The sequence below is a fragment of the Lutibacter sp. genome, assembly GCF_041596795.1.
Lineage (GTDB): Bacteria > Bacteroidota > Bacteroidia > Flavobacteriales > Flavobacteriaceae > Lutibacter.
In genome coordinates, this window is the sequence record NZ_JBFHHX010000090.1 from 1 (window position 1) to 14,604 (window position 14,604).

14 protein-coding genes and 1 tRNA gene are annotated in these 14,604 nt (G+C 30.2%); 5 read left to right on the top strand and 10 right to left on the bottom strand.

The window, feature by feature from the left end:
- From ABY298_RS10890 to ABY298_RS10910, 5 genes are all read right to left on the bottom strand, one after another.
- The coding region (locus ABY298_RS10890) for a DUF5687 family protein (RefSeq protein ID WP_372746084.1) at window positions 1–236 on the bottom strand (236 nt) is incomplete at its 3' end.
- 59 nt (window positions 237–295) lie between these two features.
- On the bottom strand, window positions 296–1,003 hold the full coding sequence (locus tag ABY298_RS10895; protein ID WP_372746085.1) for a hypothetical protein: 708 nt from the start codon (window positions 1,001–1,003) through the stop codon (window positions 296–298).
- Window position 1,004: 1 nt separating this feature from the next.
- On the bottom strand, window positions 1,005–1,682 hold the full coding sequence (locus ABY298_RS10900; protein ID WP_372746086.1) for a hypothetical protein: 678 nt from the start codon (window positions 1,680–1,682) through the stop codon (window positions 1,005–1,007).
- A complete protein-coding gene (locus ABY298_RS10905; RefSeq protein ID WP_372746087.1) occupies window positions 1,679–2,353 on the bottom strand; it encodes a hypothetical protein in 675 nt (224 codons plus the stop codon). The genes ABY298_RS10900 and ABY298_RS10905 overlap by 4 nt, the downstream gene beginning before the upstream one ends.
- An 18-nt stretch (window positions 2,354–2,371) precedes the next feature.
- On the bottom strand, window positions 2,372–2,704 hold the full coding sequence (locus ABY298_RS10910) for a PadR family transcriptional regulator (RefSeq protein WP_372746088.1): 333 nt from the start codon (window positions 2,702–2,704) through the stop codon (window positions 2,372–2,374).
- 143 nt (window positions 2,705–2,847) lie between these two features.
- On the opposite strand from ABY298_RS10910, the gene ABY298_RS10915 reads away from it, so the two are divergent.
- From ABY298_RS10915 to ABY298_RS10930, 4 genes are all read left to right on the top strand, one after another.
- Complete coding sequence (locus ABY298_RS10915; RefSeq protein WP_372746089.1) at window positions 2,848–3,906, top strand: 2Fe-2S iron-sulfur cluster-binding protein; 1,059 nt, start codon at window positions 2,848–2,850, stop codon at window positions 3,904–3,906.
- 36 nt (window positions 3,907–3,942) lie between these two features.
- Window positions 3,943–4,617 (top strand): LysE family translocator, encoded by a 675-nt coding sequence (locus ABY298_RS10920; RefSeq protein WP_372746090.1) that lies wholly within the window; start codon window positions 3,943–3,945, stop codon window positions 4,615–4,617.
- Window positions 4,618–4,637: 20 nt separating this feature from the next.
- Window positions 4,638–4,850, top strand: a complete 213-nt coding sequence (locus tag ABY298_RS10925) for a YwbE family protein (protein WP_372746091.1) — start codon at window positions 4,638–4,640, stop codon at window positions 4,848–4,850.
- A 136-nt stretch (window positions 4,851–4,986) separates the two neighbouring features.
- Window positions 4,987–7,131, top strand: a complete 2,145-nt coding sequence (locus ABY298_RS10930) for a cation:proton antiporter (protein WP_372746092.1) — start codon at window positions 4,987–4,989, stop codon at window positions 7,129–7,131.
- 355 nt (window positions 7,132–7,486) lie between these two features.
- Here the strand turns inward: ABY298_RS10930 and ABY298_RS10935 are convergent, their stop codons facing one another.
- The 5 genes from ABY298_RS10935 to folB form a co-directional block, all read right to left on the bottom strand.
- Window positions 7,487–9,325 carry a M1 family metallopeptidase gene (locus ABY298_RS10935; RefSeq protein ID WP_372746093.1) on the bottom strand — a complete coding sequence of 613 codons (1,839 nt, stop codon included), beginning with the start codon at window positions 9,323–9,325 and terminating at the stop codon, window positions 7,487–7,489.
- A 96-nt stretch (window positions 9,326–9,421) separates the two neighbouring features.
- Entirely contained in the window at window positions 9,422–11,065 is a 1,644-nt protein-coding gene (locus tag ABY298_RS10940) for a S8 family peptidase (protein ID WP_372746094.1), read from the bottom strand.
- Window positions 11,066–11,077: 12 nt separating this feature from the next.
- Window positions 11,078–11,938 (bottom strand): MBL fold metallo-hydrolase, encoded by an 861-nt coding sequence (locus tag ABY298_RS10945; RefSeq protein WP_372746095.1) that lies wholly within the window; start codon window positions 11,936–11,938, stop codon window positions 11,078–11,080.
- 150 nt (window positions 11,939–12,088) lie between these two features.
- Window positions 12,089–12,159 (bottom strand) — tRNA-Cys (locus ABY298_RS10950).
- Between the two features lie 175 nt (window positions 12,160–12,334).
- Window positions 12,335–12,691, bottom strand: a complete 357-nt coding sequence (gene folB, locus ABY298_RS10955; protein ID WP_372746096.1) for a dihydroneopterin aldolase — start codon at window positions 12,689–12,691, stop codon at window positions 12,335–12,337.
- A gap of 402 nt (window positions 12,692–13,093) precedes the next feature.
- On the opposite strand from folB, the gene ABY298_RS10960 reads away from it, so the two are divergent.
- The coding region (locus tag ABY298_RS10960; RefSeq protein ID WP_372746097.1) for a glutamine--tRNA ligase/YqeY domain fusion protein at window positions 13,094–14,604 on the top strand (1,511 nt) is incomplete at its 3' end.

Genomic DNA, 14,604 nt, shown 5'->3' on the forward strand with positions numbered 1-14,604 from the left:
CGCAGTACTAAATCGCCCAAAAACCAATAAAATAAAAATCCGTTTACCATAATTAATGGATCAGATTCTGGAAATTGTTTTTTTAACAGTGGGTAAATACTAATTCCTAAAACTAAAAAAGTAAGCATAAAATACACAGCCAAAAAGCCTAGTAAAATATTTAAAGCAATACTTTTTTGCCAATATGATGAACGGAAAAATTGTTTCCATTCAAAATTTAAAAAATGTTTAATCATGTGGTTAGGTTTGTTGACTGTATTATATGTATGCAATTTTGTTTGAAAGTTACAAAGTTTTATGAAGTTGTTAAATTATATTCAGGATAATTTTCTGAGAGTAATTGTTCAGCTTTTTTGGGTAAAACTTTAACGCCAATATAAAATATAATAATCATAATTGTGAAAATAGCGGCGTAAAATAGTGCTAACCAATTAGGGTAAATCATATTTTCACTAAATTTTGTAAGATTAAAAAGGTTTAAAAAATTTATGGGAACCAAACTAAACGAACCCATTCCGGCACTAAATATCATTTCTTCTAGCATCCATTTTTTACCATTTCTTTTTTTTCTTCTTTCAAAAGATTTTTTAAGTAGAAATGATTTGTATAATCCGAAAGAAGCTAAGGTAATTAGCAATCCAAAAAGAAAATATTCAGCATATTTTGTTTTGCACAATAAAAAAAATAACATAAAAATTAGCCCAGTAGATAAAATTTTAGGCAATTGAAACCAATCTTTAGCAAAACGCCATATTATTTTCCAATACTTTTTGCTTAAAGCTTTTTGGCGTTCGGCAACCACATCCATAAAACCAAAAACACCAAATTTTTTGAAAGAAATTGTTCTGGCATCTTCAAAAGAAAGGTTGGGTTGTGTTGTCCAAATTTGTTCAATATCGTTTGCTAAATGGTCAACCAACTCGGTTTGCACATCAAAATGTTCTACAAAATGTTGACGCGTAAATTTATAAAGCTCTTGTATTTGTTCTTTGGTAAGTTTCATATTAAATAACAATTTTAGGATAATTGGTTTTTACATAATTTTTATTCATAAAAAATACATGTTCAGCACACCAATAAAACAACATTAAAAACACAAATACTCCTAAATGAATATAATTATAAATAGAAAAATTAAAACTATCTTCACTTCTAAGTGAAGCAATATTAGTAAAAACTATAATTAGAAAATTAAATAGTTGAAAAAAAACAACTGTTTTATCTAAAATTAAGAATTGCAAACTTTTGTTTTTTTGCCCATTTAAAACTCTAACAAGTGCAACAATAGCTATTGCTAAAGCAACAAAAGATAGTCCCATAAAAAAATATTCTTTATTTGAGGTAAATTTCATTACTGAAGCTAGGATATAAAACACAGATATAGAAAAGATGATTTTTGGAAATTTAAAAAACGACTGCATGTACTTAAATAAATGCTTATAGAATTTTTTTTCAACCGCTTTGGTTTTAGTATTTAAAAGATTTTTAAAACCATAATCGCTAAAGTTTTTATGCTCGTTAACAATTGCTTGTTGAACATCTAAATTTGGATTTTCATCCAGTTTTTCTTCCAAACTAGTTGCAAAATGATCTACCAATTCAACTCTAACATCGTACCACTTTACTCCGCAGGCATCAATGTAGTTTTCTATTTGCTGAATTTGCTCTTTGCTTAGTTTCATTTCAACTGATATTTTTTATAATTTGAAACTGCTTTTATATGGTTTTTGTAAAAATTATAACCCATAATAAATAATGAAAAAAACATGGTAAAATACACAAATATAAAATCACTGAAAATTTCTTTTTTTGAAGTTGCAATTTGAATAATCAGAAGAAACACAATAAATATATTTGGGAAAATCTGTTTGTTATATAAATAGCTATAAGTAGATGCTAATTTTGTTTTTTTTAATTTAAAATTCCAATAAATTAAAAGAGCTGGAAAAAATAAAGCTATTGAAATAAAAATCATTTTAAACAGCAGATAATTTGCATCTAAATCAATATTAAAAATTGCCGCTACTCCATAAAAAACTGCAATAAAGGCAACAATTCCAAGGATACTTTTAAACCATAACGGCTTGTAAATTTTTAAACAATGATCTATAAATAATTTGCTTCCTCCGTTTGAAATTCCCAACCAAAAAGTCCATTTATAAGAGAAAGTTTCGCTCCATTTTATTTTAACTTTATCAAAAGCTTCCATAAAAGAAACCTTATTTTCAGTCATTTCATATTCAATATCGGTAGATATATGATCTAGCACTTCTAAATGTAAATCAATATATTTAATATCATTGTTATTTAAATAATCTTCGACTTGCTGTATTTGTTCTTTGGAAAGTTTCATAGTAAAGCAATTTTATTTTTAAGCCAATTTTGGGTTTACAATAGTTTTCATAGTAGCAATAAACTCTTCTAATTCCGCCAATCTGTTTACAGTTTCTTTGGTGCCGTGCTCTGTAAGTTTGTAGTATTTACGCAAACGATTATCAACGGTGGCAACCTCAACATCTAGCAATCCTTCGGCTTCTAATTTATGTAATGCTGGGTACAATGCGCCTTCGGTAATAGACAATTCTCCTTTGGTTAATTCCTTTACTTTTTGAGTTATTTCGTAGCCGTACATTTTATCATTTTCTTCTAATAACTTCAAAATAATAGTCTGTAAAGTGCCTTTAAATAATTTCTGATTTCCCATTGTAGTAGTTTTAAAACCGATTTCAACAATCAATTATGAAGTAAATATATACATAATTTTCTTATGTATAACATTCTTAGGTATGTTTTTTAACAAAAAATTGTATTTAGATTCTTTACTTTTGTAGTCTTAAAATATTGAAAATGTCAAGATTTCATTCACTAACTATTAAAGAAATAAAAAAGGAAACCAATAATGCCGTTTCAATTTTATTTGATATTCCAACAGATTTAAAACCTGAATTTCAGTTTGTAGCCGGACAATATATAAACCTTAAAAAGGAAATTGGGGGAGAAGAATTACGAAGAGCTTATTCCATTTGTTCATCACCTAAAAGTGGTGATTTAAGAATTGCCGTAAAAGCTGTTGATAACGGAACATTTTCTGTTTTTGCAACTACAATTTTAAAAGCAGGCGATATTTTAGAAGTTGGTAAACCCGAAGGAAAGTTTGTTTTAGAAACAAGTGCAACACACAAAAAAAATTATTTGGCAATTGCTGCAGGAAGTGGAATTACACCAATAATGGCCATGATAAAAGCCGTTTTAACTGAAGAATCAAACAGTACTTTTACACTAATTTATGGTAATAAAACCGAAGCTGATACTATTTTTAAAACAGAAATTGATGCTTTACAAAAAATGTATCCAGCAACTTTTAATGTGCAATATTTATACAGTAGAGCACAACATGAAAATGCTTTATTTGGAAGAATAGACCAAGGAAATATAAATTTTGTTGTAAAAAATAAATTTAAAGAAATTAGTTTTGATAACGCTTTTTTATGCGGACCAGAACCTATGATTAACGTAGCGAAAGAAACATTAATTGAAAATGGAATCAATGAAAACGCTATTCATTTTGAATTGTTTTCTACACCAATTACTACTGAAGAAACTATAACAAATACAACTTTTGAAGGTGATTGTGAAATCACAGTGTTGGTTGATGATGAGGAAACTACCTTTAAAATGGATGCTAAAACTACAATTTTAACAGCAGCTTTAAAAGAAGGTTTAGATGCACCGTATTCTTGCCAAGGAGGAATTTGCAGTAGCTGTTTAGCAAAAGTAACCGAAGGAAAAGCCACCATGGAAAAAAACACCATTTTATCTGAACAAGAAATCAATGATGGATTTATTTTAACCTGTCAGGCACATCCAACAACTTCAAAAATCACTGTAGATTACGATGATGTTTAATAAAATATAGTATTTTCACAGTTCTAACACCAAAAAATGACTTTTAACGAAATTAAAGAAGCAGTATTTATCGGGTTTTTTTTAGCCTTTATGATTGGTCCTGTTTTTTTTATGCTTATTCAAACCAGTATTATTAAAGGAGCGCGCGCAGCAATTATGTTCGATTTAGGCGTAATTTTAGGCGATATCGCTTTTATTTTAATAGCCTATTTTGGAAGCAAAAGTTTGTTAGAAGAAATTAAGGACGATCCAAGGCTTTTTTATATTGGCGGTTTAATTTTGCTAGTGTACGGAATTATTACGTATTTAGATAAAAGTCAGAAAGCAGCCATACAAGATGAAACATTGGTGTTGCCGGAAAAAACAAACTACTTTAAACTTTTTGCAAAAGGATTTTTACTCAACTTTATAAATATTGGGGTTTTGGCATTTTGGTTAGGTATGATAGTAGTTGTTGGTTCAAATTTAGAAATGAATCCTTCTAAAATTTTTAATTACTTTTCTGTAATACTGCTTAGTTATTTAATAACTGATATTGGTAAAATAACGTTAGCTAAACAATTAAAAAAATATTTAACACCAAAAGTTACCTACAAAATTAAGCGAGCAATGGGTATTTTATTAATGATTTTTGGAGTTGTTTTAATCTTAAAAGGATTTATTCCAAGAGAAAAATTAAACTTTAAAAATGTTATTGAAAAGAGGCAATAAATAGCATTCGAAAATACACTATGGAAAATAAAAAACTACAAGGAAACCAACGAAAAAATATTCAAATAGGCTGCGAAGTTGAAATTGTTCAAAAACACCACCAACGTTCTGGCGAACTTACCGAAGGTATTGTAAAAAGAATTTTAACAAATTCTTCCACGCATCCACACGGAATAAAAGTTCAATTAGAAACTGGAGAAGTTGGTCGTGTAAAATGGGTAATTGAAAAATAACTTATTAAACCCCTCATAATCAAATAATTATAATCCTTAATAATATTTTAATTCAAATAAAAAGTCAATTAAATTTATCAGTACATTAGCACAAAATTGTATTGTTTATTTGTTGCTTAAATTATTATAAATTAGAATGTTACTATTAAACATTTTTGAAACAACTTTACCGTTATCTAACCCAGTTTTAAAATTTTTAATAATTCTGGTAATCATTTTATTTACGCCAATTTTACTAAACAAAATTAAAATTCCAGCGTTGTTAGGATTAATAATTGCTGGTGCTTTTATTGGTCCAAATGGTGTAAATTTAATTTTACGAGACGATGGAATTATACTTTCTGGAACTGCCGGTTTGTTATACATTATGTTTTTAGCAGGATTAGAAATTGATTTAGTTGATTTTAAAAAAAATAGCAGTAAAAGTTTAATTTTTGGCTTATTTACGTTTTTAATTCCAATGATTATTGGAATATTTGTTGGTATTTATGTGTTGCATTTTTCTGTAATTACTTCGGTTTTATTGGCAAGTATGTTTGCGTCGCATACCTTAATAGCCTATCCAATTCTTAGTAAACTTGGAGTAACTAAAAACAAAGCGGTAACTGTTGCTGTTGGCGGAACTATGATAACCGATATACTTGCACTGCTTGTTTTAGCTGTTATTGTTGGTATGACTACCGGAGAAGTAAACTCAACCTTTTGGTTGCGTTTAACAATATCTATTTTAAGTTTTGGGCTTTTTATAATATTTGCATTTCCAATAATAGCACGTTGGTTTTTCAAAAAAGTTGATGATAATATATCACAATATATTTTTGTTTTAGTTATGGTGTTTTTTGGTGCATTTTTAGCCGAATTAGCCGGAATTGAAGCAATAATTGGTGCGTTTTTAGCCGGACTTTCATTAAACAGATTAATTCCAAGAACTTCTGCCTTAATGAATAGAGTTGAATTTGTGGGCAACGCTATTTTTATTCCTTTTTTCTTAATTGGAGTAGGAATGTTAATTGATTACCGAATATTTTTTAAAGATTTTGAAACCATTAAGGTTGGTGCTATAATGATTTTAGTTGCAACACTATCAAAATTTATAGCAGCGTGGTTAACTCAAAAAACGTTTAAATTTACCAAAGATGAAAGGCGATTAATTTTTGGGTTAAGTAATGCGCAAGCTGCTGCAACATTAGCCGCTGTTTTAATTGGATACAATATAGTTTTAGGTGAAAATGCCTTAGGTGAACCAATACGTTTGTTAGATGAAAGTATTTTAAACGGTTCTATTTTAATGATTTTATTTACCTGTACAATTGCATCATTTGTGGCGCAAAAAGGAGCTACAAATATTGCATTATTAGAAGCTTCTGAAAGCAAAGAAGATGCAATTATTAAAGAGCGAATTTTAATACCAATTAGTAATATAGACACAACAGAAGAGCTAATAAACCTAGGTGTTACAATTAAAACTAAAAAAAATAAAGACGGTTTGTATGCGTTAAGTGTTGTAAATACAACCACAAGCGATTCAAATGCCGATAAAAAAGCGAATAAAATTTTAAGTTTTGCTACGCGTACTGCTTCGGCATCAGACAATCATTTACAAGAGCTTTTACGTTTTGATGTTGATGTTTTAAATGGTATTTTAAGCGTAGTTAAAGAACATAAAATTACACACCTAATTTTGGGGCTACATCAAAAAACAGAAATTTCCGATTCTTTTTTAGGTGATTTAACGGAAGGTGTTTTAACTAAATGTAACACCACCACGTTTATTTATAAAGCAAAACAACCAATTGCAACAATAAAAAGACATTTAATTATACTTCCTGCAAGAGCAGAAAAGGAAATTGGGTTTCCATTTTGGTTGATTAAAATTTGGAATATAGCTAGAAATACAGGAACAAAATTACTGTTTTACGGAACTGCTGAAACCTTAAATTATATAGAAGAAATTAACGACAAACATCCGGTAGATTGTAAGTTTGAGGAATTTGAAAATTGGGATAATTTTTCAATCCTATCCAAAAAAATTCAAAAAGATGATAATGTAATTTTCGTTTTTAGCAAAAGGGAATATAATTTAAGTACTACTGCTTTTTCACAATTAAACAACAACCTAAATACACTATTTAAAACAAATAGTTTTATTTTAATATATCCGTTGCAAATTTATAATTCAATATCAAACCAAATAGATTTAAAAAACCCTTCAATTTTAGAACCTATTGAAAAGTTAGATGAGATTTCTAAAACTATTGCACGATTATTTAAATGGAAGTAAGAACTAATGAGCAATATAATTTTTTGAAAACTCTTCAAAAGTCATTGGTTCTAAGCATTTCAACTCATAGTGCTTTAAATACGTTTGGTAATTTTGCTTAATTGTTTTAGAAATGTTTTTTGAAGTAAAATTGTTTAAAACCGAGCTTGTATTCATCGTATAAAAGTTTGGGGTTACTATTCTTTTATTTAATTCAAAGTTTTGATTTTTTTAGTAAGAAATCTCTAAATTATAATAAAAATTAGCAAAATCAAAATAAACATAGCTTTTTTTGATAAAGTGCTATATTACATTTAGTTAATTAAATTTTAAACAGGCTATTTATAACGGTTTAAAAACTTAATTATATAAATAATTATTGTAATTCATAAACGTTATTTGTTCTTTCTATATCGGCCATTAAATAAGAAGGATCTATCTCAATAGATTTAATTTCTTTTGATACCGAAAAAGTATATGTTGGATATGCCCAAGCCCAATCTTTTAAAATAGTAGCATCTGTTGGTTTTTCACCCAACATCATGCGTAAAGGAATATAAAAATCTTCTATAGTGCCATCCGTATAACTTACTTTTAAATCTATTGGCATTGGCATTTTACCTACTCTTGCTAAAGTTATTGTTTTGGCATTAACCTTTGCAATGGCATAATCAATAGTATGGTTGGTTTCAATCCATTCATTTAAATACCAATCTAACTGAATTCCTGAAACTTTTTCAGCAACTCTTTTAAAATCGTTAGGAGTTGGGTGTTTAAATTTAAAATCTGTATAGTATTTTTTTATGGTTTCACGTACGTTTTCCTCTCCTATAATGTAATTTAATTGCGATAAAAACATGCTTCCTTTAGTGTAGCTGCCAATACTAAATGCAGCATTGGTATTAAATCTATCTGCGTGTGTTGTAAGCGGCTCATCCAAATCATTTTTAACGGCATAAAAATAACCAGCATAACTGTTTTCGTCAACAACATTTTCATTTAACCCTTTCATAATTTTAAATGAAGCCAATGTTGAAATATAGGTTGTAAAGCCTTCATCCATCCAGGAATGTTTGCTTTCATTAGTAGCTAAAATGTGCTGAAACCAAGAGTGTGCAAATTCATGATAAATAAGTCCACGAATACTTCCTAAGGTTTCTCCTCCAGTAATAAAAGTACACATAGCATATTCCATTCCTCCATCACCTGCTTGTATTACAGAATATTGTTTGTACGGATATTCTCCAATATTTTCGTTAAAATAATCTAGTCCTTTTTCAACAAACGGCTGCACTTCTTTCCATGCTTTTGCATATTTTTCATCGTTTTTATATAAAAAATGAAGTTCCGTTCCGCTCTTAGTTTTTAAAATATCATGTGTGTAATTAGGATCTGCTGCCCAACTAAAATCGTGCACCATTGGAGCAATAAAATGCCAGCTTAATTTATCGCCCTTTTTAATTTTAAGTTCTTTTGATGGATCTTCATAACCGTGTCCAATTTCTTGCGGATTTTGAAGGTATCCTGTTCCACCAACAGTGTATTTTTTATCAATAGTAATAGTTACATCAAAATTGCCCCAAACGCCATGAAATTCGCGAGCAATATATGGATTTGCGTGCCAACCTTCAAAATCGTACTCAGCCATTTTTGGGTACCATTGCGCCATTGAAATTGCCACATTATCTTCATTATTTCTTCCTGCTCTTCTGATATGAACGGGTAATTGTCCTTCAAAAACCATATCAAAAATTACGGTTTCTCCAGGTTTTATAGTTTTATTTAAATTAACTTTTAAAACGGTTCCTTCGGCAGAATATTCAACAGTTTTGCCGTTTTCTTTAAGCGAAAGTACATTTAAATAGCCTATTTCATTTGGTTTTAATTTTGATATTCTGCTTTCGTATTTTGGGTTAAATTTTGTTCCAACATTTGTTACCATTCTTTCATCTGGATCTGGAACAGTTTGTAAACGCGCATCCATTTCACTTCCTGGTTGAAATGCATTGTAAAACAAATGATAAAATACATGCTGCAACTCATCGGGTGAATTATTGGTGTATGCTAATTGTTGTGTTCCTTTGTATTGAAAGGTATTTACGTTAAAATCAACATTCATTTTATAATTTACATGTTGTTGCCAATAAGTTGTATTGTTTTGTGAAGAAACACTAATTGAAAAGATAAAAAGTAGTAAAAGCAGGGATTTTTTCATTGTAACATATATTAAACGGCGCAATATAACTTATAACGCTATAAAACAAAAAAGCACACCCTTTTGGAGTGTGCTTTTTAACAGAAAATTATAATTTTATTTTCCGTTTACCATTTTATCAGCTAAAACTAAAGCGTTATAAGCATTTGCTACGTTTCCTGAAACAGATAATGCAGAAAAATAGGCTTTTTTGCCATTTTCTCCAGGAACTAGTACTTCCATATCTATTTTAGTTCCAGAATTCATAATTATATGTTTTACCTGACTTGCAGATAATTGAGGATAATAAGATCTTACCAATGTAGCAACACCTGCAACTTCTGGCGAAGCCATTGAAGTTCCGTTGTATTTTGCATATTCGTTATTAGGAATTGTAGAGTAAATTTGAACTCCAGGCGCAAAAACATCTACATTTAGTTTTCCGTAGTTTGAGAAATTTGCAGGTAAATTTTGATCATAATTAACGCTCATTGCACCAACTGTTAATACATTGTCTACATATTCTACCATTTTATCTTCAGAATCATTTGGCCAGTTTGGTTTCACATCAATATCTTTATTATCGTTTCCAGCTGCATGAACTAATAACACGTCGTGTTTTTCAGCATATTTAAAAGCGTCAAAAACCCATTCTTTGTTTGGTGAATAGTTTTTACCAAAACTCATATTAATAACTTTGGCTCCGTTATCAACAGCATATCTGATTGCTAAAGCAACATCTTTATCACGTTCATCGCCATCTGGCACAGCTCTAACCGACATTAATTTTGCATTAGTTGCAACACCTTGCATTCCTATTCCATTGTCTCTTGTTGCTAAAATAATTCCAGCTACATGTGTTCCGTGAGATTCCTCATCTTTTGAACCAATTACATTTCCGTTTCCATAAACAACGTCGGTAATATCTTCTGGGTTATCTCCAACAATTGCTCTTCCGTCAAAATCAAAATCGTAATTTTTGTTTTTCTTTTGAGTTTCGTAGTATTCATAAAACTCTTTTTCACCAAAACCTCTTCCTAGCAAACTAGCAATATCTCCAATTTTTGCTTGTAATTCTTGATCATCAGTTTGTGCAGCTTGTAAATCTTCAATAGTGAATTCATCTTTTCCTAAAAATGTTTTAACCGCTGTAAAATGCTCATCAATTTGAGTTAAACGATCCATTTGTTGAAAAAATCGTGATCCTGAAGCATTGTATCCTTTTAAATACTCTTCATATTTTTCAAAATCAGCTTTTTCATCATCATTAATTTCATCTGCACTTTTTCCATTAAAACGAGCATATAAAGGAGCTAATAAACGAGTGATTTCTAATTGTTCAGGAGCGGCAACACCATTTCCACCTAAAAAATTCCATCCATAAATATCATCAATATATCCATTTTTATCATCATCAATTCCATTACCAGGAATTTCTTTTGTATTGGTCCAAAGAACATCTTTTAAATCTTCGTGTTCAATATCAATTCCAGAATCTATTACACCTACAATTACTGTAGTTCCTTTTTTTCCTTCTAAAAATTTATAAGCTTTATCTAAGCTCATTCCGGGAATGGTATCAGTTGCTAAATCAGCATGCGCCCAATGATTTGACTGTTCTTCTGTAATTATTCCTAATTTAGGTGATGTTATATTTACAGCGGTATCCATTGTTGGAACAGCCATATTTTTAACAGAACCACAACTTGCTAAAGTTAATGTAGCTACTGCTACCAGATAGGTGTGTTTAAATATTTTCATTGTAAAATAATGTTAATTAAAAATTTCGTTAAATTTATATGTTTCGTTTAATCGTACTCCTTTTTCGGTATGTTTTAGTGTGCACAATTCATTGGTTGCATCGTGCTCTAAAAACAAAAGATAATTGTTGTCGGCCGCTTTGTTTAAAAATTTAGCTTTTTCATTCATTGTTAATAAGGGTCTTGTATCATAACCCATAACATATGCTAATGGAATATGGCCAACTGTAGGTAATAAATCTGCCACAAAAACAATGGTTTTTCCTTTATAATGAATGTGTGGAATCATTTGTTTTTCGGTATGGCCATCTGCAAATAGAATATCGAAACCGAGTTCGGTATTTTGGGCAAAATCTCCAGTTGGAAGATTTATAAAATTTAATTGTCGGCTAGCTTCAATAGGATTTATATTTTCTTTTAAAAAAGATGCTTTTTCTCTAATATTTGGCTCGGAAGCCCATTGCCAATGATTTTTATTACTCCAAAATTTTGCATTTTTAAAAGCAGGTTCGTACCCAGTTTTATCTTTATTCCATTGAATTGCGCCACCGCAATGATCGAAATGTAGATGAGTTAAAAAAACATCGGTAATATCATCTCTATGAAAACCGTATTTTGCTAATGAACTATCTAAAGAGAAATCTCCAAAAAAATAGTAATAGCCAAAAAATTTATCGGATTGTTTGTTTCCTGTTCCTGTATCAATTAATATAAGTCTGTTACCATCTTCAATAAGCATACAACGCAAACTCATATCAATTAAATTATTTGCATCGGCCGGATTTGTGCGTTGCCAAATGGTTTTTGGAACTACACCAAACATAGCACCTCCATCTAGTTTAAAGTTGCCTGTTTCTATAGGGTAAATGGTCATAAAAGTTGAAATATGTTAAAAATAACTAAAATTTTGCCTTTTTAAGGCTGAATTTAGTTAAAAATCTAATTTTTCAAAGATACACTAAAAAATGCGTAAGAAAATGTTAAAAAAATCAAAAAACCCAAGCAATTGCTTGGGTTTTTGTTGAGGCATCGAGCGGATTCGAACCGCTGTAGGAGCTTTTGCAGAGCCCAGCCTAGCCACTCGGCCACGACGCCTTATTTGGATTGCAAATTTAACTAATTTTAATAAGTTGGCAAGTTTTTTTTTAATATTTATTATGCAAATTGTCTTAGTCCTAAAAGTGGGAATTATAGACTTGATAAACTATAAATATTAATGATAGATTACAAATTCTTAATTTATCATTTGTAATTAATGCTTAAAAAACCATTATCTGTTTTTTTTCATTTCAATAGTTACCATGGCTACGTTTCCGCCAATTGGTGGGTTTAACTTTGATACTGCTACCTGAGCTTGTTTTACAATAGGTATTTCTATCAAAATTCTATCTAAAATACGCTTTGCTACTTCTTCTAATAATTTAGAACGAATAGCCATTTCTTGTTTTACAATTTTGTTTAAATGCACATAATCTACGGTGTCTTCTAAATTATCGGATATAGCACTTTTAGATAAATCGGCTTTTACTTTTAAATCTACACGGTAATCTGATCCAATTTTTCCTTCTTCAACTAAACAACCATGATATGCAAATACGCGGATGTTTGTAACTTTTATTGTACCCATTTTTATAAATTGATGCTGCAAATTAACGATTAACAATTGAAAAATTATAATTAAAATATTATTTTATTGTATTAACAAAGTAGGGGTTTTATTGCAATGTGTTTAATTGGGTGAGGTTTTTAAATGTGCTATACTATTTTTAAAATGACTTAGGAAACTAAGAATTTAAGTTTTAAAACTGCTTAGTATTATTACGTTTTTATTAATTTTTAACCATAAATTCAAAATTGCGTTAGGGATGGCAGTGAAAAGCCCACAGCAATAGCGAGGACTTGTAACGTACAGCCCGACCCGAAGGGAAACGCCCAAATTTTATTTAAACAACTTAACTTTTATGCAGATGCTTATTTTTTGTTGATTTGCCGAAAAAAAACAATATTTTTGTAGCTTATTATTGAAATTATGAGTGAAGAAAAGAAGTCGCTAAATTTTTTAGAACAAATTATTGAAGAAGATTTAGCCAATGGATTACCAAAGGAAAAACTACGTTTTAGATTTCCACCTGAACCAAATGGGTATTTACACATTGGTCATGCAGCATCAATTTGCTTAAATTTTGGATTGGGTTTAAAGTACAATGCGCCGGTTAATTTGCGTTTTGACGATACAAATCCGGCTAAAGAAGAGCAAGAATATGTGGATTCTATTCAGCAGGATGTGCAGTGGTTAGGTTTTCAATGGGATCAGGTATTGTATTCTTCAGATTATTTTCAACAATTGTATAATTGGGCACTTGAGTTTATAAAAGAAGGAAAGGCATATATTGATGATCAAACTTCTGAACAAATGGCGGCGCAAAAAGGAACGCCAACAGAACCAGGAACTGATAGTCCGAATAGAAATAGATCTATAGAAGAAAACTTGGAGCTGTTTTTGAAAATGAAAAATGGAGAGTTTGAAGAGGGCTCACATGTGTTGCGTGCAAAAATTGATATGAAACATACCAATATGCATATGCGTGACCCAATTATGTATAGAATTTTAAAGAGACATCACCACAGAACGGGTAATGATTGGTGTATTTACCCAATGTACGACTGGACGCATGGTGAAAGTGATTATATAGAACAAATTTCGCACTCTATTTGTACGCTTGAGTTTAAAAGTCATAGAGATTTATATGACTGGTATTTAGATCAGGTGGTTGAAGCCGATAAATTACGCCCTAAACAACGTGAATTTGCTCGTAGAAATTTAAGCTATACTGTAATGAGTAAGCGAAAATTATTGCAATTGGTTGAAGAAAAGATTGTTACAGGATGGGATGATCCGCGTATGCCAACCATTTCAGGTTTGCGTAGAAGAGGTTATTCGCCAGAATCTATTCGTAATTTTAGTGAAATAGCAGGTATTGCAAAACGCGATAATGTTACTGATGTAGCTTTGTTAGAGTTTTGTATTAAAGACCATTTAAATAAAACAGCTCCGCGTGTTATGGCGGTTTTAAACCCAGTAAAGTTAGTTATTACCAACTATCCTGAAGGAAAAGAGGAATGGTTACAAGCTGAAAATAACCAGGAAGATGAAAGTGCTGGATTTAGAGAAGTGCCTTTTAGCAGAGAATTATATATTGAGCAGGAAGATTTTAAAGAGGATGCTAATAAAAAATTCTTTAGACTTTCTTTAGGTAGAGAAGTGCGTTTAAAAAACGGCTATATTGTAAAAGGTGAAAGTGTTGTAAAAGATGTCGATGGAAATATTACTGAAATACATTGTACATATGATGAGGATTCTTTAAGTGGAAGTGGCACTGAAGCTAGTAAACGTAAAGTAAAAGGAACCTTACATTGGGTTTCTATAAAACACGCTTTAAAAAGTGAAGTTAGAGTTTACGATAGATTGTTTACTGATGAAGCACCGGATAGTTACAAAGACAAAGATTTTAAAGAATTTTTAAATCCGGATTCTTTAAA

Bases quoted from the DNA above. Each gene is read 5' to 3' on its own strand.
- folB (WP_372746096.1), bottom strand. From the start codon at position 12,691: ATGGGTACAATAAAAGTTACAAACATCCGCGTATTTGCATATCATGGT.
- ABY298_RS10895 (WP_372746085.1), bottom strand. From the start codon at position 1,003: ATGAAACTTACCAAAGAACAAATACAAGAGCTTTATAAATTTACGCGT.
- ABY298_RS10940 (WP_372746094.1), bottom strand. From the start codon at position 11,065: ATGAAAATATTTAAACACACCTATCTGGTAGCAGTAGCTACATTAACT.
- ABY298_RS10920 (WP_372746090.1), top strand. From the start codon at position 3,943: ATGACTTTTAACGAAATTAAAGAAGCAGTATTTATCGGGTTTTTTTTA.
- ABY298_RS10900 (WP_372746086.1), bottom strand. From the start codon at position 1,682: ATGAAACTAAGCAAAGAGCAAATTCAGCAAATAGAAAACTACATTGAT.
- ABY298_RS10915 (WP_372746089.1), top strand. From the start codon at position 2,848: ATGTCAAGATTTCATTCACTAACTATTAAAGAAATAAAAAAGGAAACC.
- ABY298_RS10925 (WP_372746091.1), top strand. From the start codon at position 4,638: ATGGAAAATAAAAAACTACAAGGAAACCAACGAAAAAATATTCAAATA.
- ABY298_RS10910 (WP_372746088.1), bottom strand. From the start codon at position 2,704: ATGGGAAATCAGAAATTATTTAAAGGCACTTTACAGACTATTATTTTG.
- ABY298_RS10930 (WP_372746092.1), top strand. From the start codon at position 4,987: ATGTTACTATTAAACATTTTTGAAACAACTTTACCGTTATCTAACCCA.
- ABY298_RS10945 (WP_372746095.1), bottom strand. From the start codon at position 11,938: ATGACCATTTACCCTATAGAAACAGGCAACTTTAAACTAGATGGAGGT.
- ABY298_RS10905 (WP_372746087.1), bottom strand. From the start codon at position 2,353: ATGAAACTTTCCAAAGAACAAATACAGCAAGTCGAAGATTATTTAAAT.
- ABY298_RS10935 (WP_372746093.1), bottom strand. From the start codon at position 9,325: ATGAAAAAATCCCTGCTTTTACTACTTTTTATCTTTTCAATTAGTGTT.